This is a genomic window from [Phormidium] sp. LEGE 05292 (genome assembly GCF_015207735.1).
In the GTDB taxonomy this organism is placed as follows: Bacteria; Cyanobacteriota; Cyanobacteriia; order Cyanobacteriales; family Aerosakkonemataceae; genus Floridanema.
The window spans coordinates 70,168-94,590 of sequence record NZ_JADEWG010000003.1; the positions used below are offsets into that span (position 1 = coordinate 70,168).

24 protein-coding genes and 1 pseudogene are annotated in these 24,423 nt (G+C 41.3%); 15 read left to right on the forward strand and 10 right to left on the reverse strand.

Annotation, left to right across the window (positions count from 1 at the left end):
- The first annotated feature begins 203 nt into the window (after nt 1–203).
- Both IQ264_RS01980 and IQ264_RS01985 read left to right on the forward strand, forming a co-directional pair.
- Complete coding sequence (locus tag IQ264_RS01980) at nt 204–725, forward strand: orange carotenoid protein N-terminal domain-containing protein (protein ID WP_193978070.1); 522 nt, start codon at nt 204–206, stop codon at nt 723–725.
- 97 nt (nt 726–822) lie between these two features.
- On the forward strand, nt 823–1,257 hold the full coding sequence (locus tag IQ264_RS01985; protein WP_228061214.1) for a ketosteroid isomerase family protein: 435 nt from the start codon (nt 823–825) through the stop codon (nt 1,255–1,257).
- 8 nt (nt 1,258–1,265) lie between these two features.
- On the opposite strand, the gene IQ264_RS01990 is transcribed toward IQ264_RS01985, so the two are convergent.
- The 5 genes from IQ264_RS01990 to rsmH all read right to left on the reverse strand — a co-directional run bounded on the left by IQ264_RS01990 (nt 1,266) and on the right by rsmH (nt 6,529).
- A complete protein-coding gene (locus tag IQ264_RS01990) occupies nt 1,266–1,706 on the reverse strand; it encodes a hypothetical protein (protein WP_193978072.1) in 441 nt (146 codons plus the stop codon).
- A gap of 323 nt (nt 1,707–2,029) precedes the next feature.
- The gene (locus tag IQ264_RS01995; protein WP_193978074.1) at nt 2,030–2,452 is read right to left on the reverse strand and encodes an ATP-binding protein; all 423 of its coding nucleotides are present in this window, start codon (nt 2,450–2,452) and stop codon (nt 2,030–2,032) included.
- 3 nt (nt 2,453–2,455) lie between these two features.
- Nucleotides 2,456–4,135, reverse strand: a complete 1,680-nt coding sequence (locus IQ264_RS02000) for a SpoIIE family protein phosphatase (RefSeq protein ID WP_193978076.1) — start codon at nt 4,133–4,135, stop codon at nt 2,456–2,458.
- A 101-nt stretch (nt 4,136–4,236) separates the two neighbouring features.
- Nucleotides 4,237–4,965 carry a response regulator gene (locus IQ264_RS02005; RefSeq protein ID WP_193978078.1) on the reverse strand — a complete coding sequence of 243 codons (729 nt, stop codon included), beginning with the start codon at nt 4,963–4,965 and terminating at the stop codon, nt 4,237–4,239.
- Nucleotides 4,966–5,620: 655 nt separating this feature from the next.
- A complete protein-coding gene (gene rsmH, locus IQ264_RS02010; protein ID WP_193978080.1) occupies nt 5,621–6,529 on the reverse strand; it encodes a 16S rRNA (cytosine(1402)-N(4))-methyltransferase RsmH in 909 nt (302 codons plus the stop codon).
- A 311-nt stretch (nt 6,530–6,840) separates the two neighbouring features.
- On the opposite strand from rsmH, the gene IQ264_RS02015 reads away from it, so the two are divergent.
- Nucleotides 6,841–7,140, forward strand: a complete 300-nt coding sequence (locus IQ264_RS02015) for a hypothetical protein (protein ID WP_193978082.1) — start codon at nt 6,841–6,843, stop codon at nt 7,138–7,140.
- Nucleotides 7,141–7,224: 84 nt separating this feature from the next.
- Complete coding sequence (locus IQ264_RS33335; protein WP_265583012.1) at nt 7,225–7,347, forward strand: hypothetical protein; 123 nt, start codon at nt 7,225–7,227, stop codon at nt 7,345–7,347.
- Between the two features lie 60 nt (nt 7,348–7,407).
- Here IQ264_RS33335 and IQ264_RS02020 read toward each other — a convergent pair whose 3' ends face one another.
- Nucleotides 7,408–9,318: a M48 family metallopeptidase gene (locus IQ264_RS02020; RefSeq protein ID WP_193978083.1), complete on the reverse strand. Its 1,911-nt coding sequence runs from the start codon at nt 9,316–9,318 to the stop codon at nt 7,408–7,410.
- 150 nt (nt 9,319–9,468) lie between these two features.
- On the opposite strand from IQ264_RS02020, the gene IQ264_RS02025 reads away from it, so the two are divergent.
- On the forward strand, nt 9,469–10,653 hold the full coding sequence (locus tag IQ264_RS02025; RefSeq protein WP_193978085.1) for an NAD(P)H-quinone oxidoreductase subunit H: 1,185 nt from the start codon (nt 9,469–9,471) through the stop codon (nt 10,651–10,653).
- 280 nt (nt 10,654–10,933) lie between these two features.
- Nucleotides 10,934–12,136 (forward strand): class I SAM-dependent methyltransferase, encoded by a 1,203-nt coding sequence (locus tag IQ264_RS02030; protein ID WP_193978087.1) that lies wholly within the window; start codon nt 10,934–10,936, stop codon nt 12,134–12,136.
- Nucleotides 12,137–12,183: 47 nt separating this feature from the next.
- Here the strand turns inward: IQ264_RS02030 and IQ264_RS02035 are convergent, their stop codons facing one another.
- Entirely contained in the window at nt 12,184–13,323 is a 1,140-nt protein-coding gene (locus IQ264_RS02035) for a succinylglutamate desuccinylase/aspartoacylase domain-containing protein (RefSeq protein ID WP_193978089.1), read from the reverse strand.
- 187 nt (nt 13,324–13,510) lie between these two features.
- Between IQ264_RS02035 and IQ264_RS02040 the strand changes: the two genes are divergently transcribed.
- Nucleotides 13,511–14,593, forward strand: a complete 1,083-nt coding sequence (locus IQ264_RS02040) for an ATP-dependent 6-phosphofructokinase (protein ID WP_193978091.1) — start codon at nt 13,511–13,513, stop codon at nt 14,591–14,593.
- Between the two features lie 195 nt (nt 14,594–14,788).
- Here IQ264_RS02040 and IQ264_RS02045 read toward each other — a convergent pair whose 3' ends face one another.
- Together IQ264_RS02045 and sufR are read right to left on the reverse strand one after the other, a co-directional pair.
- Nucleotides 14,789–15,046, reverse strand: coding sequence for a hypothetical protein (locus tag IQ264_RS02045; protein ID WP_193978093.1), 258 nt, complete (start codon nt 15,044–15,046; stop codon nt 14,789–14,791).
- A 10-nt stretch (nt 15,047–15,056) separates the two neighbouring features.
- On the reverse strand, nt 15,057–15,722 hold the full coding sequence (gene sufR, locus IQ264_RS02050) for an iron-sulfur cluster biosynthesis transcriptional regulator SufR (protein WP_193978095.1): 666 nt from the start codon (nt 15,720–15,722) through the stop codon (nt 15,057–15,059).
- A 274-nt stretch (nt 15,723–15,996) separates the two neighbouring features.
- On the opposite strand from sufR, the gene sufB reads away from it, so the two are divergent.
- From sufB to IQ264_RS02075, 5 genes are all read left to right on the forward strand, one after another.
- Nucleotides 15,997–17,433, forward strand: coding sequence for a Fe-S cluster assembly protein SufB (sufB, locus tag IQ264_RS02055; RefSeq protein WP_193978223.1), 1,437 nt, complete (start codon nt 15,997–15,999; stop codon nt 17,431–17,433).
- Nucleotides 17,434–17,626: 193 nt separating this feature from the next.
- Nucleotides 17,627–18,415, forward strand: coding sequence for a Fe-S cluster assembly ATPase SufC (sufC, locus tag IQ264_RS02060; protein WP_193978097.1), 789 nt, complete (start codon nt 17,627–17,629; stop codon nt 18,413–18,415).
- Nucleotides 18,412–19,758 carry a Fe-S cluster assembly protein SufD gene (sufD, locus tag IQ264_RS02065; protein ID WP_193978099.1) on the forward strand — a complete coding sequence of 449 codons (1,347 nt, stop codon included), beginning with the start codon at nt 18,412–18,414 and terminating at the stop codon, nt 19,756–19,758. Before sufC ends, sufD begins: the two co-directional genes overlap by 4 nt.
- Nucleotides 19,759–19,930: 172 nt before the next feature.
- Nucleotides 19,931–21,193, forward strand: coding sequence for a SufS family cysteine desulfurase (locus IQ264_RS02070; protein WP_193978101.1), 1,263 nt, complete (start codon nt 19,931–19,933; stop codon nt 21,191–21,193).
- 238 nt (nt 21,194–21,431) lie between these two features.
- A complete protein-coding gene (locus IQ264_RS02075; RefSeq protein ID WP_193978103.1) occupies nt 21,432–21,695 on the forward strand; it encodes a hypothetical protein in 264 nt (87 codons plus the stop codon).
- 135 nt (nt 21,696–21,830) lie between these two features.
- On the opposite strand, the gene IQ264_RS02080 is transcribed toward IQ264_RS02075, so the two are convergent.
- The gene (locus IQ264_RS02080; protein ID WP_193978105.1) at nt 21,831–22,640 is read right to left on the reverse strand and encodes a hypothetical protein; all 810 of its coding nucleotides are present in this window, start codon (nt 22,638–22,640) and stop codon (nt 21,831–21,833) included.
- Between the two features lie 84 nt (nt 22,641–22,724).
- Here IQ264_RS02080 and IQ264_RS02085 point away from each other — a divergent pair, with 84 nt between their 5' ends.
- The 3 genes and pseudogenes from IQ264_RS02085 to IQ264_RS02095 all read left to right on the forward strand — a co-directional run bounded on the left by IQ264_RS02085 (nt 22,725) and on the right by IQ264_RS02095 (nt 24,342).
- Entirely contained in the window at nt 22,725–23,294 is a 570-nt protein-coding gene (locus IQ264_RS02085; protein ID WP_193978107.1) for a hypothetical protein, read from the forward strand.
- Nucleotides 23,295–23,548: 254 nt separating this feature from the next.
- A pseudogene (locus IQ264_RS02090) lies at nt 23,549–23,926 on the forward strand (deaminase); the annotation flags it as partial.
- Nucleotides 23,926–24,342 carry an Imm1 family immunity protein gene (locus IQ264_RS02095; protein WP_193978111.1) on the forward strand — a complete coding sequence of 139 codons (417 nt, stop codon included), beginning with the start codon at nt 23,926–23,928 and terminating at the stop codon, nt 24,340–24,342. The pseudogene IQ264_RS02090 and the gene IQ264_RS02095, both read left to right, overlap by 1 nt.
- Nucleotides 24,343–24,423: the final 81 nt, after the last annotated feature.

The window sequence follows — 24,423 nt, forward strand, 5'->3', positions numbered from 1 at the left end:
TTGTTTCGTCAATAACCGAATACACATATAGAAAATTTATATACGATAACAACCTTAAATATATAAGGTGTTACCTAATTCAAGTATTTGTAATATTTATTTGCAATTTGTAAAATTTTGTTGCAATATAGAAATCAAGGAGTACGAGATTCAAGAAGCCGATCGGCTGTACCAGTAAATCATCAAGAATCTCTTTAGCAGATATGACTTTTACAGCGGACATTGCTTCAACCAACTTCTCTAACTTTTTCGCTTCCGACAACCAACTGACTAATGCTGTCCCTGCAACTACAGCGTTATTCAAGCGTCTAAACATCGACGATCAACTGGCTGTATTGTGGTATGTCTATACAGAATGTGGTCGTTCCATTACTCCTGCGGCACCTGGAGCAGCACGCTTACAGTTAGCTGAAGGATTGTTGAATCAAATTAAGCAAATGTCTCATGCGGAGCAGCTAGAAGTAATGCGCGATTTGGCTGCGAAGCGTGACACTCAAATTAGCCGTTCTTACGGTATTCTTAGCCCCAACACTAAATTAGCATTCTGGTATCAATTAGCAGAATGGATGGTACAAGGTTTTGTTGTTCCCATGCCAGCAGGCTATCAGCTTTCTCGCGATGGCGAAAAGGTTTTAGAAGCGATTAAGCAGCTGGATTTTGGTCAACAAATCACTGTTTTGCGTAACACTGCGATCGATATGGGTGTCGATCCATTAGCAGATTAATCTAATACTGCTAATCGCTAAATTTCCCTCTGGAGGAGCAGGTATTTCAGCCTGCTTCTCTGTTTAATTTGGTTTTATACTTGCCCAAGGACGAGGAATGACGATGCAAACTGCTGATGCTACATCTTTTGTTTTAGATGAACAATTTGATTTAATTATTGAGGGAATAACTGAGAGTACGATATTAAGGTATTTTCAGACGTTAAATGCTGGTGATTTTTCGGCAACAGCGGCTTTGTTTGCTGTTGATGGAGTGCTAAATCCTCCTTTTGAATCACCAGTTGTTGGTCGAGATGCGATCGTAACTTATCTAGAGCAAGAAGCAACCGGAATGCAGCTAGTACCCAAACAGGGTACTGTTGAAGAAATAGAAAATGATTACACTCAAATTCAGGTGAAAGGAAAAGTTAAGACACCTTTATTTAGTGTTAATGTGGGTTGGATATTTGTGTTGAATGCTCAACAGGAAATTGCTGCTGCTACGATTAAGCTGCTAGCTTCTCCCCAAGAGTTATTAAGTTTGCGTCGTTAAGCTGGCTTTTAAGTGACTGAAGCAGCTGGTTGTTGTAGGGAACGCATCAGCATCCGACGACCTAAATCAACGTCTTTTTCGGAGCATTGCCAGTCTGGATGAGCTGTTCTTAATAGGCTTTCGAGTGTTTCTTGATCGAAGAGGTGCCACACGGGGGCGCTGTTGTATTCTGTGGCGATCGCAAAGCAATTTTCACTAATGCAGATAATGCTCACGCTTTGGGAAACGCCCGCTAATTCCATTTGTTCTCCAGGTTGTAGTCCCCGGAATTGGCGCATAATTTGCTTCCACTCAACTATAGAAGATACGGTCAATCCAGGAATTGATGCTGTAAAAGCAGTTTCACCATTAATACTCATCCAGTAATGACGGGCAGGATCGATACCTAACAGCCACAAAGATTCATCATCTAGACGGTAACGAGGGCAAAGGAGAAACAGCTGAGTCATGACGGTAGGTTAATTTTACAAAACTTCAGTTTGTGCAAAAACCTTTAGGGTGTTAATTAACTCCTTCAGGGTAAGGATGTTTGAGGCTTTTGCGAATCTTGTACGAATCTTAAGGTTGGTTTACCTAAAGGTGAAGATGTTTGCAACAAAAATTAGCAAAAGTTATATAACCTATTAAATATACTCACTTCTTAATGAAGTTTTGTAAAATTACGGGAGTTGCGAGTATTTAGCACCCTGAATCTAGAGCGGCTGGATATGGGGAATGGAAGCACTCCAAGTGAACTGGCTGATTGGAGGTTGTGGTTTACTTTGAGTTACCTTTATGTTTTACCAGGCAGACTAGCTTCTAATTTAAGACAATTGCGACCATTTACTTGTAAACGGTACTCTACTCGATCCATTAATCGATTCATTATTAACCAACCATAACCGCTTTCTTGTTTATCTTCAGGGCTAGGCGGTAGATAAGTAGATATATCGTATCCTTTGCCATGATCCCAGATTTCGAGAGCTAAATCCCGCTCTTGGAGTTCTAAGCGAATCAGGATGGGTAAATTAGGTTGGTCTTTGTGAGCATGGCGGACTACGTTAGAATATGCTTCTACCAGTGCTAAACGTAAACGGTTTGATTGGCGTGGCCAATCAACTGAGTCTCCTAGTTCTACTTCTAAACACCCTAATAACCAGCTTTCAACTATACTTAAAAATTTTAGGTCACTGGGAATATGTAACTCCGTTCTCATTGACTACAGAACCTCCAACGAAAGTATGGTTTGGTCATCTTCTTGTACTTGGTTTTGTCCGCGAATGCGATCGAGTAAGCGAGTCAAATTTAAAGGACTAGCCTCTTGGGTGAGTAGAGTCCATAAACCTTCTTGTTTAAGCATAAAACGCTGACCGGGATCGCTACCATTGCTAGTTCCTGGGGTGAGGTCTTCTTGGGTGACGGTAGCTTCGGTGATGCCATCGCTTGCTAACAGAAGTGCTTCCCCTGGTTTGAGTTGTAAGTCGCCAGCAGTTCCTCTCCATACTGGTAGTATGCCCAAAGGAACGCCTCTAGCCTTAAGGAAGTTAGGTTCAACTCCATCTATTTTTTTGGCTACATCTTTGTATGACCAGACCAAGGGATAAATATGACCAGCGTTAGCATAAACCAATTCACCAGTCGAGGCGGTGTAACGTGCCAGAACCATTGTAATGAAGCAGTTGTTGCCGATCAGATCTTCGGAAAGGCTGCTGTTGAGATTCTGCATCAGGACGTGAGGAGTGGGAGGATTTTCTTGGGAGAGTTCTCTTCGCATGACTGAGATGGCGCTAGCCATAAACAAAGCTGCGGGGACACCTTTCCCGGAAACATCTCCAACTGCTAGCCAAATGTCTCCTTTTGGATGAACAAAAACTTCAAAGAAATCGCCTCCGACTTCTCTGGCGGGGAAGCAACAAGCTTGAACTCTAATTCCATCTAATTCGGGCCAACTTTGGCGGAGCAGGTTATTTTGAATTTGCCGAGCTACTTCGAGTTCGGCTCGCATTTGCTGTGCTTGTTCTTGGGTGCGTTGGTAAAGTTTGGCTTGGGAGAGCGCAAGTGCTGCTTGTTCGGAGACGCTTTCGATTAATTTTACGTCTTCGGATGTCCAAGTTTCCCGGTCGCTTTGGTGATACAGGCACAGGATGGCAAGTATTTCCTGCTGACAGATTAAGGGAATGATTAGCTGTGTTGATGGTTTGCCGTCGTTGTCATTGCTTTGAATGGTTTTTGTTTGTTGGGTTTCTAGGACTGTTTGTAAGCCTGCTGGGTCGATCGTGAATTCAATATCTGTTCCAGCGGCATGATAGGAAAAGGACTCTGATAGTAAGCGTAAGCCTTCCACTGGTCGCAGTAAACAAGAGGCTGTGCCAAAGGTTTGACCGATGGTTTCCACAATTTTTTGCAGCATACTGCGATAATCCAAAGATTCCCGAATGGCGCTAGTCACAGCGTTAAAGATGGTTTCTCGCTGTAAGGCGCGGCGTAGTTCGTCGGTACGGCGCTTCAGAACTCCATAAGTTTCGGAAGCTTGTTGAACTACGGCTTTTAATTCGGTAGGATTCCAAGGTTTGGTGATGTATTTAAAGACTTGACCTGAGTTAATTGCTTCTACTAGGTCTTCTACATCCGTGTAACCTGTAAGCAGGATGCGTATTGTGTCTGGAAAGCGTTCCACTGTCCGACCTAAGAATTCTGTCCCGTTCATTTGGGGCATTCTTTGGTCGGAGATAATTACCGCCATTTCGCCTTCTTTGTCGAGTACTTCTAGGGCACTTGGCCCACTTTCGGCTTTGTATACTTGAAATTCGCGCCGAAAAGTTCTGTACAGCAAATCGAGGTTATCAGGCTCGTCATCCACTACCATGAGTTTGAGTTTGCTGCCATCTCCCCGACTCATCTATTACTCCACTTCCAAGTCATAATAATTGGGAATTTTGAATTCTAAATTCTAAAATTTAAAATTTCATAATTTAAAATTCAAAATTCATGGTTTCTGTTTTATCCTACTAATCCAGAGCGTAGGGCACGCACAGCCGCTTGAGTACGGTCATCAGCACAGAGTTTGTTTAAAATGTTACGGACGTGAGTTTTCACTGTTCCGACGGTGATATACAGTTTTTCTGCGATCTGCGCGTTGCTGAAACCTTCCACAATCAGTTGTAGCACTTCCAATTCCCTTTCGGTTAGTGGGTATGCTTCCAGCATATTGGTATATTCTGGCTCTGTGGCTTGGATGGCTACGGTTTTGGAACTAGCGGGAACTTGAGTGGTGTTGGAGGTTGGTTCTGGGGTTTGTCTGGTTTGACTGAGTACAATTTTAGCGATCGCTGGATCGATCCAAGAGTTGCCTTCTTGTGTCACCTGCAATGCTTCTAGTAATCGATCGAAGCTAATATCTTTCATGCAGTAAGAGTCTGCACCAGCGGCAAAAGCTGCCATTACAGCTTCTTCATTATCTTGTAAGGTCAAAATTAAGACTTTTGGCACTGGGTTGTTTTCGGTTTCCGTTTCTTTTAACTGTTTTGTCAACTCAATGCCGTCTATATCTGGCAATCCAATATCAACTATGGCAATATCTGGTTGAGTCGTCTGTAATAACTTGAGTCCCTCAGTACCATTAGCAGCTTCGCCCACAACCGCGATTTCCTCACGTTGTTGCAATGCTGTTCTAATCCCCACACGGGTGAGGTCATGATCTTCAATGAGGGCAACGCGAATTTTGTTCATTGTCAACGTTCCCAATTATTTATGTATTTCACTGGTGCCACACTAGTTTACAAGTGTTTCTAGGGGTTTAGTTAAAGTACACACCTTGGCAGGAGAGATATTTTCCTAAGCCTCGATAGATTCAATGTATTAGAGTAGTAAGCAATTGCTCACAGGGATATTAGAGTTTAATGGCAGAATTACCTTCTATATTCTCAATTCTCATCTCCAACAGTCAATCTTAATTACTTGTTACCGCTTATTAAGTATACCTAGTAAGCAGGAGGAGAATAAATAGGAGTGAGATTGTCTAAAGAGGGTGATTCTCAAAAAAACTTTTTTATTGACCATATAAAATTGTCATAACTCCAGATTGGGTCAATCTGGATTTCCCTGTAGGCAGTTAATTAATCCCAATAAGTTGCGATTTTTCCCAAATATTAGCACTTTTCGGTGAACGGTTGTGGATTGTTGGTGTTATGTGCCAAATTTATACTCAATGGTATATATAGCTGAGTAGTTAACCAAGGTTGCTTTTGCGCTTTAAGCTGTAAAAATCAAGTATTGGTTGGTAATCAGACTGACATCGATCGCATTGAGAGTGGCTAATATCTTACCTGTTTTCGCGATCGTCTGTGGAAGCTAGCCAAGCTGCCGCGCTGCCAACGTATATAAGTTAAATATCGATGTTTAGCTTTTCGGCTATTCTGAGTTTGGCTGAACGCGATCGGGTATTTCTTTGTATTTCTTGTTCCTGGGGTATAATTGGTTTTTTGGTAATCACCTGTAAAATAGCTGATTCTTTGAAAGAATGTTTCACTAACCTATCTTCTAAACTGTGAAAGGTAATAATACCAATTCTCCCACCTGATTTTAACCAATTTGGTGCGGTTTTGAGGAAAGTTTCTAAAGATCCTAATTCTTGATTGACAACTATTCGCAATGCTTGAAATACACGAGTTGCTGGGTGAATTCTGCCATAGCGGTAGGAACGGGGAACGCTATGAAATATTTCATTTGCTAGTTCGGTTGTAGTTTTAAATGGGCGCTTTTCGACTATTTGTTTAGCAATTCGACGCGATAACCTTTCTTCGCCATATTTATAAAAAATATCTGCTAATTCTGATTCTGACCATTCATTAATAATTTCGGCGGCGGTTAAGTTTTCTCTTTGATCCATTCGCATATCTAATTCTGCTTCTTGGCGAAAACTAAAACCTCTTGAACCTGTATCTAAATGAAAGGAACTAACGCCTAAGTCAGCAATTATGCCATCAAATTTTAAATTTTGTGGTTGATATGTAGCAAAATTACCATGCCAAAAGGTAATACGTTCCGTAAATTCAGCTAATTTATTCTTAGCAGCATTAATAGCTTCTGCATCCCGATCGATCGCTACTACTTTTATGTCTGATGCAGCTTGCAAAATTAACTGAGTATGTCCGCCACCACCCACTGTTGCATCAAGATATATTCCTCCAGGATGAATTGCTAAACCTGAAATTAATTCATCTGCTAAAACTGATACATGGACAAAGGTAGATTCTGTTTGTTGATTTGTGTCACTGGGATCGATCGCATTCATAGCTAATGATCGTAAGTTGATAATAAATAAATTTTAACCGCTTTATCTATGTAAAAGTCAATAGTAAATTGTATAATTTATTAAATCAAATTTAATATCTACATACTCTAAATTAAAAAATGTATTTTACTCTCAAAAAATATCCTGGACATCACATAATTACTGAGAATATCATGGTAAATAATTAGCCAATTTTCTTTTAATAAAAATTGGTTAATAGCTATTTAAAAGAGGTGATTCTTAATCAGGAGTAAAGCAAGGATTGCTTGTTTTTAAGTAGATTTTTCACTCAATTTATTAAGGAGGAATTCATGAGTTTAAATAAATTTATCGCTGGAGTAGCGATCGCTGGATTAGCTGTACTAACAGCTACTCCAACAGTTCCTTCATTTGCGGGGGAAAAGGTATCTAGTCAAACACAAACACAGCAATTTGCACAGCGCGGTCGAGATTGGGATAGAGACAGGGACGATCGGTGGCGCGATCGCAGTAGCCGTCGTGTCTGCTATTATGAACGTCGTGGTAGACGTACCTTCTATTGCTGTCGTGAGAGATTTTGGAATGGACGCTATTATGATGTGCGGACTTCCTGCCAACCAGTAAGAAGGTAATTTATTGGTAGTTAAATTTGAGGAAAAACCGGGTTTTTATTGGCAAATCAACCCTGGTTTTCCTTTGATAATCAGACATAAATAATGTTAACTGTCTTAAGTTTTATGAAGACGATCGATCGGCGTGCTGTCAAAAATTCCAAAACTTTTACAAAAGTTCACACAGTATCGTTTACTTTTGTCCGACTATTTATCATGTCCGATTGATTAGACATTCTGTAGAAACGTTATATATAATGTCTCTACAAGTTTTGGGTTAAAGAAACTTTAGCAACTATAAATACAAGCACCTTCTATATTGCCTATAATTTTTCCCCATTCCTTATTGTAGCCACTGTAATCGTTCAAAAGAATGATGTAAGCTTGACCAGGAAACTCTACTTCAGAGATGATCTTATTCAAAAGTTTCTGGTCTTGGTCAGAAATATGCCATTTATACCAGGCTTTCTGTTGGGTAATACCTAGTACGTAAAATGGCTTTTCGGGAAAGTAAGTAACTTTTTTGCGAACCAGATATGCTTGCTTAATTTCCGGGTAACGCGATAATTGCTGATAGATTAGAGTAATTTCTTTATCTGGTAAATTGTGAGGGATAAACTTATCTCGCTTGTCTACAAAAGAACGTTCTTGCTGTGCTTTTAGGAGTAATTCGTAATGGGTTTTGGCACGCTTTTGATAAATTATTGCTTCTTCTTCTTTGTTTTGTTGGAGTAAGAAATAGTAAATAATTTCGCAGGCTTCCATAACACAGTCTGGGTCTTTTTTCATGGCATTTTCTAGGTACTCAATACCGGAAAAGTCATTTTTTTGCAGCAATATTTGACCGAGGCTGTAGTTAGCTGCTGCATGATTAGGCTGATTCATCAGTATCTCTTGCAACAGAGGAATTATAGCTTCATTTTCCGAAACTTGGGCGGTTAGGCGAACTCGTTCCCACGCTTCTTCATCTGTTAGCTTTTGTTTTGCAGCTTTCTCTTCCAGAGTTTTTAATTGTTTTAGCGATTGTTGAACCTGAGCATATTGCTGTCGCCAAGTAGTTGAAATTTGCTCTTTCCAAGTCGTATCAAAATAAGCTGCGATCTCATTTAATTTATCTTCAAGTAACTGTTGTGCTGCGTTGACTTTAACAATTGAAAGTGATGGCAAATTTTCTGATTTTTCAGCAAAAAAACCTAAAGCTTTTAATCGATCGCTCAAGCAAGGATGAGTATCTGCATTATTAGTTTTTTGAGCTAAAGCTTGGTTTATGAATTTTCTAGTATCTTCATCAGGCAAACTGCTAGCCAAGGCAGAGGACATTTTCGTAAAAGTTTTTGTTGGTGGCTCAACTTGATGCTGAACTTGTTTATAAAGATTAGGCCAAAAAGTATTTTCCAAAAATCTCGCTTTGACTTCCACATTCATCAGTGCTTCGGCAGTATTTTTCGCACCTGCTAATTCTGCGGCACAGCGATCGGCTTCGTATTCATTCATCCGGGCTAAAACAAACGAATAAGCCCCAAAAAAGGGGAAATACCATTTAAAAAACGCTTCAAATAGGAAAGAAGAACCATGTTGCCCGCTTTCGTACAACCTTTGCCAAATTTGAGTGTGTGAGAGGCGGACGCGATAAATCCAGCCAGCAAAACGGCTGTGATTGCCAGACAAATGTCCTAATTCATGGGCGAGTACAGCCTGAAATTGTCTAGGGGAAAGGGCTTGCATCAACGGTAGCCCCAAAATTAGGTAGTTTTGCTGCCATCCGAACAAACCTAAACGAGGTCTTTGGATAACCGCAGCATTCAATTCATTGGTGAGTAGAATGTGGTGAAAGCGGGGGGCTTGTAGCTTGGTACTGAGCTCGTCAACGAAAGCAAACAGACGGGGAAATTCTCTGCGGTTAAGTGGTAATCCCTGGGGAGGGGGAAAAGTTACCCAGAGCGATCGCAAAATAATAAAAATTACAATGAGCAACAAAAAGGCAAACTTAATCACAGCACCATTAATTCTGTGACTCCACAATACGAGCAACACCACTAAACCCAACGCTAGCAAAAGTCCCACTAGGACAAAAACAATGTACGCATAGCCAAGGACAGCCAAAAGACCCACTCGAAGTTTATAACTTGCAGGCTTGCTGTGGGCAAAAATTTCCAAGCGTTTTACCAGTGCATCGAACTTTTCGTCAGTCATCATCATGGCACTGCACCTACTCACCTACTTACTTAGGAGTTAGCTAATCCTTACCCAAAAATTTCGCTATATTAGCTCAGTCAGTTTTAACCGAACTGTCAACCCTCAAGCCAATATAATTGAAGCTACGAAACAAAATTTAAAAGTTGCTGTTCTATGGCAAGAATCGAAACGAGAACAGAACCAATGGTTCTGAACATGGGGCCGCACCATCCCTCAATGCACGGGGTATTGCGGTTAATTGTTACCTTAGATGGGGAAGATGTAGTTGATTGTGAACCTGTAATTGGCTACCTACATCGCGGCATGGAGAAAATTGCCGAGAACCGCACCAATATTATGTATGTTCCTTACGTGAGTCGTTGGGACTATGCGGAAGGGATGTTCAATGAAGCTGTCACCGTGAATGCGCCGGAAAAGTTGGCAGGGATTGAAGTTCCTAAACGCGCCAGCTATATTCGCGTGATTATGCTGGAGTTGAACCGCATTGCTAACCATTTATTGTGGCTTGGCCCATTTTTGGCTGACGTGGGCGCACAAACTCCGTTTTTCTACATTTTCCGGGAACGGGAATATATTTACGATTTGTGGGAAGCGGCAACAGGTTATCGGATGGTGAATAACAACTACTTCCGCATTGGGGGAGTGGCGGTAGATTTGCCTTACGGTTGGGTGGATAAGTGTTACGATTTCTGCGACTACTTTATGCCTGTGGTTGACGAATACGAACGCTTAATTACTGATAACCCGATTTTCCGTCGCCGAACTGAAGGTGTGGGTACTATCACCCGCGAAGAAGCGATTAACTGGGGTCTTTCTGGCCCAACGTTACGCGGTTCTGGCGTGAAGTGGGATTTGCGGAAGGTCGATCATTACGAATGTTACGATGACTTCGATTGGGAAGTGCATTATGAAAATTCTGGTGATTGTCTCGCCCGTTATAATGTGCGAATTCGGGAAATGCGGGAGTCGGTGAAGATTATTCGCCAAGCTTTAAAGGGACTTCCCGGTGGGCCTTACGAGAATTTGGAAGCGAAGCGGTTGGCAGCAGGGCCAAAATCTGAGTGGAATGGTTTCGATTACCAGTACATTGGCAAAAAAGTTGCCCCAACTTTCAAAATTCCTAAAGGTGAGTACTACGCCCGTGTGGAAAGTGGTAAAGGGGAATTAGGAATTTACCTGATTGGCGATGATAATGTGTTCCCTTGGCGGTGGAAGATTCGCGCTGCGGATTTTGTGAATCTGCAAATTCTGCCTCACCTGTTGAAGGGTGTGAAGGTTGCTGATATTGTGGCAATTTTGGGCAGTATCGACATTATCATGGGTTCGGTAGACCGCTAGAGAAGGCAGAAGGCAGAAGGCAGAAGGCAGAAGGAAAGAAGGCTTAAACAAGACTTTTCCATTTGTTTTTCTGTATACTTAATTTCTGCCATGCTGCACTAGAAAGATTTGATTTGTAGGGGCGGGTTTAGTAAATAAGTTTCTGTAAATTGACAGAAAAGATGACAATAAAACCCGCCCTAGATAATGGTTGTCAGGGCGGGTTTTGTTGGAATTCTTCGGCTAGGATGAGAGAATTGTCTGCTAAACCCGCCCCTACAAATTAACACTAATTATTTTTATGGATGATTCTAACTTAGGTTTGAGGGGAGCGATACGCCTAACGGCACGCTACGCGATCGCAAATCAAATCTCTTCCCATCCCCAAAAACGCATTACTTTTGCCGAATTCATGAATTTGGCACTTTATCACCCAGAGTACGGTTACTACGCTACAAATCAAGTTAACATTGGCTCGCAAGGTGATTTTTTTACTTCTCCCCATTTAGGCGCAGATTTTGGCGAGTTGTTAGCTAGGCAATTTTGCCAAATGTGGGAAGTTATGGGTTGTCCAATACCTTTTAATTTAGTGGAAATGGGTGCAGGGCAGGGAATTTTAGCGGGAGATATACTGCGTTATTTACACAAGCATCATTTCGAGTTTTTCTCAGCGTTAGATTACATTATTGTCGAAAAGTCATCCGCCTTAAGGCTGGAACAACAACAACTGTTGTCCAATTTTCCGCTGCGTTGGTGTGAGTGGGAGGAAATACCCGCTAATTCCCTAGTTGGATGTTGCTTTTCTAATGAACTGATAGATGCTTTTCCGGTGCATCAGGTAATTTGGGAAAAAGGGGAGTTAAAGGAAGTTTATGTAAGTTTGGGAAATGAAGGGGAGTTTGTGGAAGTGGTAGGAGAAGCTTCTACAAATCGGTTAGTTGAGTATTTTGATTTAGTGGGAATTGATTTTGCTAAAAATGCTTATCAAGAGGGCTATCGCACTGAGGTAAATTTGCTGGCTTTGGATTGGTTAAGCATGATTGCTGATAAAATTCAACGAGGTTATTTGTTAACAATTGATTATGGCTATCCTGCCCATCGTTATTATAGTTTAGGGCGCAGTCAGGGAACTTTGCAATGTTATTATCGCCACAGTCATCATAACGATCCTTATATCAATATAGGGCAGCAAGATATTACTGCTCATGTGGATTTTACGGCTTTGGAAAAATGGGGGGAGTTGTGCGGTTTGCGGTGGTTGGGTTTTACGCAACAAGGGTTGTTTTTGATGGCGTTGGGGTTAGGCGATCGCATTTCCGCTATTTCTGATAGTAACGCCACCCATTTTCAGGATATTCAAAAGGTTCTACAACGTCGCGATGCGCTACACCAAATGATTAATCCAATGGGTTTGGGTGGTTTTGGTGTTTTGCTGCAATGTCGGGGTTTAAGGGAGGAGGAAATAACTCAATCTTTGAAAGGTTTTACTGTTCCGAGAAGGTAGTTTTTTAGTAACCGCAGAGGACGCAGAGAGTTTTTTTGAGAGTTAGTTTAGATATCTGTTTCTAAAATGGTGAGGACGTATTCTGCTTGGTTGACTGAATGGTTTGTAGATAGGTCGAAAATTATGCCATTTTTTTCGGCAATAACGTCTATTATAGCAGGTAATTTGCCTTCTTTATTAAAGGAAATAATTTGGTAAAGTCGCTCTCCTGCTGTTACTAAAGTTGCTAAATTGAGGCGAGTTTGAATTACCCCGCCGATGGGGGCATAGTATTTTTTTATTTGAGTTTTCCGGGCGTATTTTATCTGATGTGTTGCTGTTTCTGGAAGGGGAAATCCAGGGATTGACAATATACCTTTTTGGGCTAAGTAGTTCTTAATTCCTCGCACTCCTTTGACAACTGATTCAGGATTCATTTGCATACCCGAACCTAATTCTAATGTCCACGATTCTAAATCAAATTGAATCGGTTTTCCTTGCTGCGCTAGGGCATCTTCCAAGGCTAGCCAAGGCTTTAAGAAGGCTTCGTCAAAAGCATCTCCGTCATATTCGTTGAGTAAAATCTCATAGTCTAAAAGAAACGCTTTGGCGCTTTCTTCCCTACCTTTAAAACCATAAATGTAATCTATCCCTTGATTGCTAGAACTATGGATATCAATAACATAATCGGCATCTAAACATAGAGATTGTAGTTGATATCGATATAAATCAGTTAAAGGAACTCCACTTGGAGAATTAATCTTTTCTGCTAGTTTTTCAAAGCTTTGTTTGATTTGTTGAAGATAATTTTGTCTAATAGTATCATGGTGAACATTTAATAGTGTTTTAACAAATATTTCTAAATCTTTACATTCTTTTTCATAGTCCCAAAATATCCGATTCCAATCTTTACCATCATAAATGTTAAATCTTCCAGTAGAAAAGTAGTGAGTACGTTGGTTTGTGCTAAAAGGATTACAGAGGGGAACAAGCCAAATTTCACCAGTAATGTTTGTTTGATTGATATTGTTCAAAAACTCAATTAACTGATGAATGACGGCATTACCAACAATTTCAGCACCATGTAAATTGGCTTGAATATAAGCTTTTTTACCAGGGGTGGAACCAATGAATTTGTAGATTTGGAGGAAAAAGCGATCGCCAGAGGCGAGTTGTATCAGAGGAAGATGAGAAATTGTCGGAATCATATCTAACTCCTAAGAAATTAAACCTAATGGCGGTAGGATGACTTCCTCTGAGATTAGCACCGTCAGAGCAAATTTTAGGTAGTGGATGAGCACTCTAGCTGAGATATTGTCCAAATGTATTAAGCGATCGCTACTTGCGGATAATTCACTACTTAACTAATGCCAGTTACTTTTGAAGATAGGGAATATGCAAAAACAAAAGCGCATTGGAATTTTAACTAGTGGTGGCGACTGTGCTGGCTTAAATGCGGCAATTAGAGCAGTGGTATGCCGTGCTGTGGGTACTTATGACTGGAAGGTTTTAGGCATACGTCAAGCCACAATGGGGTTAATGAATTCTCCGCCTGACTTTATTCCATTGGAAATCGATACAGTCGATCAGTTGTTAACTATTGGTGGGACGTTTTTAGGCACCACAAACAAAGGAGATCCCTTTGCTTTTCCTATGCCTGATGGTACTACACGCGATCGCTCATCCGAAATTATCGCTGGCTATCATCAATTAGGGTTAGATTGCTTAATAGTAATCGGTGGCGATGGTAGCATGGACATTGTGCGAAAAATCGCTCAAAAAGGCGGAATGAATTTAGTTGCTATTCCCAAAACAATTGACAACGATGTTGGAAGCACAGAACGTTCCATTGGGTTTGATACAGCTGTTAATATCGCCACAGAATCCTTAGACCGCTTGCATTTTACAGCCGCTAGTCACAACCGAGTCATGATTTTAGAAGTCATGGGACGTGACGCTGGACATATTGCAATTAGTGCGGGAATTGCTGGTGGTGCTCATATAATTCTCATCCCAGAAATCCCTTACACTCTGGAGAGTATTTGCGAAAAAATCCGGGAACGTCAAGAGACAGGACAAAACTATTCTTTGGTAATTGTTTCGGAAGCTGTGAAGACAGAAGATGGCGAAACAATCAAGAATATAAATCGCTTAGGACAAACCAGATATGGTGGGATTGGTCAATATTTGGCTGATAAAATTTGCGCCTGTAGTGGTGCAGAAACCAGAGTAACTGTATTAGGACATATTCAACGTGGCGGAACACCTTCACCATTGGATAGATTAACTGGTTCTGTGTTTGGAGTAGCAGCAGTTGATTTAATTGCTGAAGGTAATTATGATTGCATGGTAAGTTGGCAAAATCGCCAAGTAGTGAGCGTGCCAATTCCTGAAGCGATCGGTAAATATAGTGCAGTAGATCCTGATGGAATGCTAGTTAAAACTGCTAGAGGTTTAGGCATTTGTTTGGGAGATTAACCACAGATTAGTGTTCGGTAAAAGGGGTAATAAATAGTGTGCTATAGGAATATGTTTCGCCTTAGCAATTGCTCTTGAAAAATTAATTGGTTTTAACACAAATGCTCATCCGTTCAGGTTGTGGGATGAGCATTTGTTATTTATAAAGTGGTGATTTTCGGATTATCCTTAATAACTAATTATTTACTAAAATATTTACCACTTCAAAAAAGCCGCCTCAATCCCTTCTTCCCGGCGAATTTTTCCATCTTTTTCAAACCAAGCAATAATTTGTTGAGTTGTTAAATCTTCAATTGCCACCCCATATTCTTGGGCGATATGTTGCAATAATTTTAAAGAGGAAATAGTTAATCTAGTTAAAAACTTTTCATGATTAGCCAACAAAGCTGCATCAACCATTGCTGACTCTTCCAAAGTTAAAAATTGCGCTCCTGGTTGCCCCTGTGGATTCATAATTAATAGCTTAAATTCGAGATTTTTTCGTAATCATATAACCGCAGCGATGTTGCCCATTAATTAACCAGTGAGTGCGCTCTACAGTACAGTCTGGTAAAATCGTAGCAAACATTTCTAATTCATGAGAACAAACGCTGGGGAAAGTTTCCGCTACATCGGAAATAGCACAGTTATGCTCAGTAAACATGAATTGAGAACAATTGCCATTTTGGGCAGTTTCCGATTCAATGGGATACCATTCTGCCATGTAACCTTCAGCACGACGCAGGTCTACTAACTTAGCAACTCGCTCTCCCAGTTTACCGCTACCGATGCGATCGCGATATTCCAACGCCTTTTGTTGCCACTGTTTCTGTAAGATATGATTAACCTGGTCTTTTCCCAGAGTTTGCGCCATCGTATCCAACAGCGATACAGCGAATTTACCATGATTGTTGGGAAAGCGATCGCGCCCCTTACGACTCAGACGGTAAGCGTGTTGAGGCCGCCCCATCCCCGCCTGCACCAACTCATACTCGATAAGTTCTTCCGCTTCCAAATCTTTGAGATGACGGCGAACAGCTTGAGGACTAATATCCAAAGCCTCAGCCAATCCCAGCGCCGTTGCTTGGCCTCGCTGCAATAGATATTCCAGGATATCTTGCTTAGTCGAAGTTTGCTCTGTGGTCGTCATCTTCTTCCCAGGACTCCATGCAGAAAAAGTTACTTTGTCACTTTGACAACTTACTAGTTGTTAATGTAGCTTAAAATAGACTTAGAAAACAAACTAGTTGTTTTAGTCATACTAGATCCTAACCTGTCTGGCCCTAGATTACCAGAGGGACTGGAAGTTCCGGGACGTAGGACGTAGGACAGGCATCCTGCCTGTGACTGCCTCTCAACAACCACCAGTCTTCCATCAAAGAGAAAAACACCAGAGAACACCAGAGAACACGAGAGAACCGATAATGAGTGCCACTGTCAAAACTTTAGTCAATCAGCCATATAAATACGGCTTTGTCACCGACATCGAGGCAGACATCATCCCCAAAGGACTAAGCGAGGATGTAGTTCGCCTCATCTCTGCCAAAAAGAACGAGCCACAATTCATGCTGGAATTTCGCCTGCGAGCCTATCGGCAATGGCTAAAGATGACAGAACCAAAATGGCCGCACGTTGAATACCCACCTATAGATTATCAAGACATCATCTACTACTCCGCACCCAAGCAAAAGAAAAAGCTCAACAGCATCGAAGAAGTAGACCCCACCCTATTAGAAACCTTCGAGAAATTGGGAATTCCCCTTTCCGAACAAAAGCGGCTTTCCAACGTTGCGGTTGATGCTATCTTCGACAGCGTTTCCGTCGCCACTACCTTTAGAGAGAAATTGGCGAAAGAAGGCGTAATTTTCTGCTCAATTTCCGAAGCTTTGCAAGAATATCCCGAACTAGTGCAGAAATATTTAGGAAGCGTTGTTCCGGTAGCTGATAATTTCTACGCTGCACTTAACTCAGCAGTTTTCAGCGATGGTTCCTTCGTTTATATTCCCAAAAACACTATATGTCCAATGGAATTGTCCACCTATTTCCGCATCAATACCGGAGAGTCGGGACAATTTGAACGGACATTAATTATTGCCGAAGAAGGCAGTCAAGTCAGCTATTTAGAAGGCTGCACTGCGCCGATGTTTGATACTAATCAATTGCACGCCGCAGTTGTCGAATTAGTAGCTTTAGACAATGCTGAAATCAAATATTCCACCGTGCAAAACTGGTACGCGGGAGACGAAAACGGCAAAGGCGGAATTTACAACTTTGTCACCAAGCGCGGACTTTGCCAAGGTGTGAATTCTAAGATTTCTTGGACTCAAGTAGAAACAGGTTCAGCTATTACTTGGAAGTATCCTAGCTGCGTGTTAGTTGGCGATAATTCTGTTGGCGAATTTTACTCGGTGGCACTGACAAATCATAAGCAGCAAGCTGACACTGGAACCAAGATGGTGCATATCGGGAAAAACACCCGCAGCACAATTATTTCTAAGGGAATTTCTGCCGGGAATTCTAAGAATAGTTATCGCGGTTTGGTGAAAATTGGGCCGAAAGCTGAAGGCGCAAGAAATTATTCTCAATGTGATTCAATGTTGATTGGGGATAATGCTCAAGCGAATACTTTCCCTTATATTCAAGTGCAGAATAACACGGGGAAATTAGAGCATGAGGCTTCGACTTCTAAGATTGGCGAGGAACAGTTGTTCTATTTCGCGCAACGGGGAATTTCGGAAGAAGACGCAATTTCGATGATGATTAATGGCTTCTGTAAGGATGTTTTTAATCAGTTGCCGATGGAATTCGCTGTGGAAGCTAATCGTTTATTAAGTCTGAAGTTGGAAGGTTCTGTTGGTTAATTCTGTGTCCTCTGTGTCCTCTGTGTCTCTGCGGTTAAAAAATCTTTTTTATTGAACCGCAGAGACGCAGAGGACGCAGAGGAAAGAAGAAGAGTTTCTTTGGGTTTGTTTGTGGTAGCAAAGATTTTTTTATTGAACCGCAAAGGACGCAAAGAGCGCGAAGAAATAAGAAGAGAAAGAAGAAGGTAAGAAGATGATTGTTGAGAATAGTCCGGTGATTTTGTCGGTTCGCGATTTGCGGGCGAAGGTTGATGGAAATGAGATTTTGAAGGGTTTGAATTTGGAGATGAGGGCGGGAGAAATTCACGCTATCATGGGGCCAAATGGTTCGGGTAAGAGTACTTTTTCTAAGGTTTTGGCTGGGCATCCTGCTTATGAGGTGACTGGCGGTGAGGTGATTTTTCAAGGACAAAATCTTTTGGAGATGGAACCGGAGGAAAGGTCTAGAAATGGGGTGTTTTTGGCTTTTCAATATCCTTTGGAAATTCCCGGTGTGAGTAATTTGGATTTCTTGCGGGTGGCTTATAATTCTCACCAGAAGAGCAAGGGTTTGGAAGAGTTGGACGCTTTTGATTTCCAAGATTTAGTGGAACAAAAGTTGGAAGTAGTGAAGATGAATCCTAGCTTTTTAACCCGCAGTGTGAATGAGGGTTTTTCTGGGGGAGAAAAGAAGCGGAATGAGATTCTGCAAATGGCGTTGTTGGAACCGAAGTTGGCAATTTTAGATGAGACTGATTCGGGTTTAGATATCGACGCTTTGAAGATTGTGGCGAATGGGGTTAATCAACTGGCAAATGCCGAGAACACGATGTTGGTAATTACCCACTATCAAAGATTGTTGGATTACATCATTCCTGATTATGTTCATGTGATGGAAGGTGGCAGAATTGTCACTACCGGAACTAAGGAATTAGCTTTGGAATTGGAAGCACGCGGTTATGATTGGGTAACGGAAGAAAAAGCAACTGAGGTGGTACGATGATTACACAAGTTGCTAATAGAGAAACTTTTCTGCCGGAGTTAGTAAATCAGTGCCGCAAGCAGGGTAAAGGTAAGCGGGAAGGTTGCGCTTATGGGTTGAAAGATTTGCGCGATGCTGCTGCGGAATATGTGCTTGGTTCTAAGTTTCCTACTACTAAAGATGAGGAATGGCGGTTTACTGATATCTCGCCTCTTTTAGAAATTCCTTTGCAAGTTCCTGAGTTAACTCATGAACCAAATTTGGGTTTGTCTTCGCTAACTTTACCAGTAAGTTCTAAAGATTCTTTGCCGTTGCGGGTGGTGTTTGTCAATGGTTATTATGCACCGCAGTTGTCAACGATGGAAGCATCGCTGTTGCCAACTTTGGCGATGGAGTTTTTTGCTGGGAATTTATCGAATGCGCCGGGAAATTATCACGCCCGTATCCGCGAATTACTCAATCAAAAACAACAATATAATGATGTGTTCACTGCCCTAAATATTGCAGGGTTGGCGGATGCAGCAGTGGTGTATGTGCCAAAAAATCAACAGATTGAAACTCCGATTCATCTGTTATTTATTACTATGCCGGGTGAAACGCCAATTTTGGCACAACCCCACTGTTTAATAGTTGCTGAATCTGGTAGTAGTGTCACCGTTGTTGAGGATTTTGCAGTTATCGGTAATGTTGCCACTTTCACCAATGCAGTGACACAAATTTGGTTAGGAGAAAACGCAGCTGTAAATCATATTCGTTTGCAGAGAGAGGGTAGGGAAGCGATTCATGTGGGGAAGAGTGCGATCGCGCAATCTCGCGACAGTCGCTATACTTGTAATGCGATTAATGTAGGTGGGAAAATCTCCCGTCATAACCTCGAAGTTTTCCAAACTGGCGAACAAACCGAAACTGTTCTCAACGGTTTAACAATGATTGCTGGCGAACAACTTTCCGACACCCACAGCGCCGTCAATCTTAGTAAACCTCACGGTACAACTAACCAATTACATAAATGTATTGTCGCCGACAAAGCACACGCCGTATTTAACGGAAAAGTCTTCGTTCCCCAAGCAGCACAACTCACCAATGCAGCACAATTAAATCGCAATTTGTTACTCTCCCCCAAATCAAGAGTTGACACCAAACCTCAACTAGAAATCACCGCCGATAATGTCAAATGTTCTCACGGCGCAACAGTTAGTCAACTGGATGCAGAAGAAGTTTTCTACCTGCAAAGTCGCGGTTTAAACGAAAACGATTCCCGCAACCTTTTAATTAACGCCTTCGCCGCCGAAATCATCAACAAATTACCTATTCCCTCACTGCGAGAAACCCTTTATTCAGTAGTGAAACAGATGGAAAGATAGACGAGGGAATTGAGGATGACAGGCAGGATGCCTGCCCTACGGAACTGGTGACTGAGGACTAGGAAATAACACAAATTAACTTCTCGCCTCCTCACCAGTAACCTACAAAAACCATCTGTGTTCATCTGTGGACATCTGTGGTTAAAAAACAATTATTAAAACCTCACCAAAAATGACAATCACAAAAGAAAGAACCCTCGCTGAAATAGTCCGTAAAGACTTCCCAATCTTACACCAAGAAGTCAACGGCAAACCCTTAGTTTATCTCGACAACGCCGCTACCTCCCAAAAACCCTTAGCGGTACTCGATGCGCTGCGAAATTACTACGAACAATATAACTCAAACGTCCATCGCGGAGTTCACACCTTAAGCGGAAAAGCTACCGACGCTTACGAAGGTGCGCGGGTAAAAATCGCCAAATTTGTTAACGCTAACTTACCCGAAGAAATCATCTATTCTCGCAACGCTTCCGAAGCAATTAACTTAGTAGCTTATGCTTGGGGTTTAACTCACTTACAACCCGGAGATGAAATCATTCTCTCCGTTATGGAACATCATAGCAACTTAGTCCCCTGGCAATTAGTAGCTAAAACTACAGGCGCGGTATTAAAATTTGTCGAATTAACACCCAGCGAAGAGTTCGATTTAGAACAATACAAAACCCTAGTTTCCAATAAAACTAAACTCGTCTCCGTAGTTCATGTTTCTAACACCTTGGGCTGTATCAATCCGGTTGAAGAAATCACCGAAATTGCTCATAAATATGGCGCAAAAGTATTAATTGATGCTTGTCAAAGTACACCACATCTGCCTATTGATGTCCAGAAAATTAATTGTGATTGGCTAGTTGCATCTGGACATAAAATGTGTGGGCCAACAGGTATCGGCTTCCTGTATGGTAAAGAAAAACTCCTGCGGGCGATGCCTCCCTTTATGGGTGGTGGAGAAATGATTGCCGATGTGTTCTTAGAAAATTCAACTTATGCGGATATTCCCCATAAATTTGAAGCGGGAACTCCGGCAATAGCTGAAGCAATTGGACTTGGTGCTGCTGTTGATTATTTATCTAATATTGGCATGGACAAAATTCATGCTTACGAAGCGGAATTAACAGCTTATTTGTTTGAACAATTGCGCCAAATTCCTGAAATTCGAGTTTATGGCCCTCAAGCTGATTCTACAGGAGGAAATAGAGCGGCACTCGCTTCTTTTACTGCGGGAAATGTGCATCCTCATGACTTATCTACGATTTTAGATCAAGCTGGGGTAGCGATTAGGGCTGGACATCATTGTACCCAACCTTTACACCGTTATATTAAAGCTCAATCTACTGCGAGAGCGAGTTTGTATTTCTACAATACGAAGGAAGAGATTGATGTTTTTATTGCTGCTTTGAGGGAAGCGATCGAATTTTTTGGCGGAATTTTTGGGTAAAATCGTAGTCAGATTTAGATCCCCGACTTCTTCGAGAAGTCGGGGATCTGGGCAGAAAGCTTTGCTTATAACTTTTTTATAATAAAAGTTGCGTAAGTACCTATAAGAAAATTACAATCAGGACAAATGTACTATTCTATTGCTAGAATGGTGAATAATTTGTTCATTTATTGGGAATCTATCTCCCAGTATTAGAGCATATTGAATTACTTCAATACAATTTAAGTGAGGAAAAATTATGCGAATTATTTCAGATGAACAATTCGGAACAATTAGGGCAAATCTAATAAGTTTAGTATTTGAGTCAGCTGACAAAGCAAATTTGTGGAGAGAAACCTTGGATTTGATAGAAGGTGCAGACATATCCTTCGCTCAAGTCACTATACTACCTGAAGATCAAATTAAAATTATTAATAATCACCAACATAGTAACATAACGGTCTATCTGACAACCCCAGATGGAAAAAGGCTACAAGTGCAGGGAGTTATGCAAATACTTTAGTGCAATAAGCATTTGCCATACTATCTAAGCTTGAACTTTGAGCAACGAGGCATTTTTGTAGGGTGAGAATACTCGCCCTACCTACTATTAAATGCTTCTCAGCTTTTTTATTTGATATACCTTATCAGTCAGTTCTCACTGACTGATAAGGTGCTTGAGGGACATTTCAAGAAGGGGTATTTCCTCAGTTTTATAAACACATACCCTATTAGTTCCAATAAGCATTTTTGGTGGTTTACGCCCAGTAGTTGACTTATATGTGTCTGCCACTATGTTTGCTAGCCTATGTTTGGCTGATTTGGACAAATTAATGCCTTTGCTCTCTAGCCACTCATTCAGAGTCACAAAGCCACTAGGTAGGGCTTTATTTTCTGTAAGGTTATTTAGCATCTCATCCAGACCAGGAAACACATTAACTGTTGTCTTCCTGATATTGTGGTATTCTTCAACAGTCGTTTCCAAGTTGTCTACTTTAGCTATTAGCTGTTGTAATAAACCCAACACCTTACCGTTATCGCCTTCTTCAGCGTAACCAGTCACTTGTTTTATCCACTTCCGAATGCCCTTAGTAGCAAATTTTCTGAAGCTATAAAGTGCTACTTGATTCGCCGCTTTTGACTCAAAGGCATAATATTCGATAATAACTGCACAGACTTCATCAACAATGATTTTGGCTGGGTTTCCTCCGTTATCACCAATTAGTAATTGCGAGAAAACTCTGCCCTGAAAGCGTTCTAGACAATCTGGAGCCTTCCAGTTGATTGCTTGGGGTTTAGAAAGTTTGTCGAGAAGTCCCTTGTCTCGGCCTGGATCGGATAAAGCTGTAGAACTTACCCCACATAGCTTGGCTAGTGTAGAGACACTCATACCAGCTTCTTCCCCGTCAGGAGATATATAGAATTCCAACCCATCCTTTTCTATGGGTTTAACCGCAATTTTGCTCATGTTTTTCTCTCTTATGTACCCTACCACTATAGCATACCCCTATAGTATATAGTTGATGTGTTGTCTCTCCCAAGGATCTGTAAGATGGTAGACATCGGCTCGTATCGGGTGCGAGTCATGACACAAGCTGCTGGCGAACAAGAAGCTGTAATTACGCCTGCCACAGTAGATGATATGCCGACTAATTGGACTTTTAACTGGCAAGAATTATGGCGGCGTACCGACTTTGACTTACAAAATATAGTTAAACTTGTTTATAACCAGCAAATCTGGGGACTAATTAGATATACTGTTTTTCCCTATCCAGGGCTACCGGAAACTTTAGAAATCGAACAATTAGAAACTAATCCTATTAGTAGGGGTCTGCAAGCTGATCGCCTAATTATACCTATAGGGAAATGGCTAATTTGGTATGCAACACAACTGGGATTGCGCTATTGTTCTGGAGGCGTAAGAGACACGCTAATCGTCTTAGTGTCCGTCGATTCAGCCTTTGACTACTACAGGGACATAATAGAGATGGAGTATGTAGGGGCGACCAACATTGCCCCAGGAGAGGATGGATATGTGTTCAAATTCTCAAGAGAAAATGCCTTTACCTTCAGCCAAAGACAAGAAAGACAATGGGGAGTCCCCCGAATTTTTAACTTCTGAACAAGTTCGAGTTGGGACAAAGGCGATCATGACTCATGCTGAACGGCAAGCTTTTTGGAAAAATTCTGAAGTTGGGAAGTTACTGGGGTTCGATCGCTGGCCCGATGTTAAACAAGAAGATGATCAGCAAAAGTAGTAAAGTGCGATCGCCCAACCAAAAAAAAACACAATGGAAAATGCGATAATTCAGATAAAACCAGGGTAATTAACCCAAAAGGTAGGCGAAAACGCAAAATGTTTTTGATGAATTAGCCGAATATAGACAGAGGCTTGATTTGCCTCCTGCTGGTAGTGAAACCGACAAATCAACTATAGCCAAACTAGAAATAGGCGGTCAAAATTTCTTTGGTATTAACTCTGGAAGTAATCCAAATCCTCGGCAAATCACTTTTAATGTAAATCCGATTACCAAAACTCACGCTGAGGCAGATGCTTTCCAACAAGCAGCAGATGTAGGAATTAGAGGAGGAAAAGCTCGTTTAATAGTCGATCGCGATCTATGCGCTGCTTGCGGTATAAGAGGAGGTGTAAATTCTATGGCTTGGCAGTTAGGTATAGAAGAATTGGAAATTATTACTCCAAGCGGTAGTAAAACAATAGCTGTTAAACCCCCAAATAGAAGGAGGCAATAATGTTTGTTTCAAATATCACCATAGAGAACTGGGTTGACAACAAAGATGAAGGTGATTTCATTGAAAATCCTAGTTGGCAAGAAATAGAAACAGCGATTCTGGAATTAAATGGAAAGAGCAAAACTTTAGTAACATTAGGTGCGGATGAAGAAACTTATATGAGTATTGGCGGTGGTGAAGAGGGAAAATATATCGTCAATGTAACTTTCGATAATATAAGTTTTTATAACTTGGTTAGTTTCTCCAAATCCGAACAAATAGAAACACTAATTGTTGGTGGACAAGCAGGAGATTACCCTGCAAAAATGTGTGTTGATTTACAGACAGTTTTACTCGCAGCTAAAACATTTGTCGAATCGGGAAAACTTGAAAAATCGGTGACTTGGGAAGAAGAAAAGACATTTGTAACGCTGTAAAAAACTGTTTCAGAAATGCGTTGGCGTAGCCTGCCGTAGGCACATCGCCCCTCTCTTCCCTTCGCGCCCTTTGCGTTCTTT

Bases quoted from the DNA above. Each gene is read 5' to 3' on its own strand.
- IQ264_RS02005 (WP_193978078.1), bottom strand. From the start codon at position 4,965: ATGAACAAAATTCGCGTTGCCCTCATTGAAGATCATGACCTCACCCGT.
- IQ264_RS33335 (WP_265583012.1), top strand. From the start codon at position 7,225: ATGTTAACTGTCTTAAGTTTTATGAAGACGATCGATCGGCGTGCTGTC.
- sufD (WP_193978099.1), top strand. From the start codon at position 18,412: ATGATTACACAAGTTGCTAATAGAGAAACTTTTCTGCCGGAGTTAGTA.
- IQ264_RS02095 (WP_193978111.1), top strand. From the start codon at position 23,926: ATGTTTGTTTCAAATATCACCATAGAGAACTGGGTTGACAACAAAGAT.
- sufC (WP_193978097.1), top strand. From the start codon at position 17,627: ATGATTGTTGAGAATAGTCCGGTGATTTTGTCGGTTCGCGATTTGCGG.
- IQ264_RS02085 (WP_193978107.1), top strand. From the start codon at position 22,725: ATGGTAGACATCGGCTCGTATCGGGTGCGAGTCATGACACAAGCTGCT.
- IQ264_RS02040 (WP_193978091.1), top strand. From the start codon at position 13,511: ATGCAAAAACAAAAGCGCATTGGAATTTTAACTAGTGGTGGCGACTGT.
- IQ264_RS01995 (WP_193978074.1), bottom strand. From the start codon at position 2,452: ATGAGAACGGAGTTACATATTCCCAGTGACCTAAAATTTTTAAGTATA.
- IQ264_RS02015 (WP_193978082.1), top strand. From the start codon at position 6,841: ATGAGTTTAAATAAATTTATCGCTGGAGTAGCGATCGCTGGATTAGCT.
- IQ264_RS02045 (WP_193978093.1), bottom strand. From the start codon at position 15,046: ATGAATCCACAGGGGCAACCAGGAGCGCAATTTTTAACTTTGGAAGAG.
- IQ264_RS02030 (WP_193978087.1), top strand. From the start codon at position 10,934: ATGGATGATTCTAACTTAGGTTTGAGGGGAGCGATACGCCTAACGGCA.
- IQ264_RS01985 (WP_228061214.1), top strand. From the start codon at position 823: ATGACGATGCAAACTGCTGATGCTACATCTTTTGTTTTAGATGAACAA.
- sufB (WP_193978223.1), top strand. From the start codon at position 15,997: ATGAGTGCCACTGTCAAAACTTTAGTCAATCAGCCATATAAATACGGC.
- IQ264_RS02025 (WP_193978085.1), top strand. From the start codon at position 9,469: ATGGCAAGAATCGAAACGAGAACAGAACCAATGGTTCTGAACATGGGG.
- IQ264_RS02020 (WP_193978083.1), bottom strand. From the start codon at position 9,318: ATGATGATGACTGACGAAAAGTTCGATGCACTGGTAAAACGCTTGGAA.
- IQ264_RS02070 (WP_193978101.1), top strand. From the start codon at position 19,931: ATGACAATCACAAAAGAAAGAACCCTCGCTGAAATAGTCCGTAAAGAC.
- IQ264_RS02075 (WP_193978103.1), top strand. From the start codon at position 21,432: ATGCGAATTATTTCAGATGAACAATTCGGAACAATTAGGGCAAATCTA.
- sufR (WP_193978095.1), bottom strand. From the start codon at position 15,722: ATGACGACCACAGAGCAAACTTCGACTAAGCAAGATATCCTGGAATAT.
- IQ264_RS01990 (WP_193978072.1), bottom strand. From the start codon at position 1,706: ATGACTCAGCTGTTTCTCCTTTGCCCTCGTTACCGTCTAGATGATGAA.
- IQ264_RS02035 (WP_193978089.1), bottom strand. From the start codon at position 13,323: ATGATTCCGACAATTTCTCATCTTCCTCTGATACAACTCGCCTCTGGC.
- rsmH (WP_193978080.1), bottom strand. From the start codon at position 6,529: ATGAATGCGATCGATCCCAGTGACACAAATCAACAAACAGAATCTACC.
- IQ264_RS02080 (WP_193978105.1), bottom strand. From the start codon at position 22,640: ATGAGCAAAATTGCGGTTAAACCCATAGAAAAGGATGGGTTGGAATTC.
- IQ264_RS02000 (WP_193978076.1), bottom strand. From the start codon at position 4,135: ATGAGTCGGGGAGATGGCAGCAAACTCAAACTCATGGTAGTGGATGAC.
- IQ264_RS01980 (WP_193978070.1), top strand. From the start codon at position 204: ATGACTTTTACAGCGGACATTGCTTCAACCAACTTCTCTAACTTTTTC.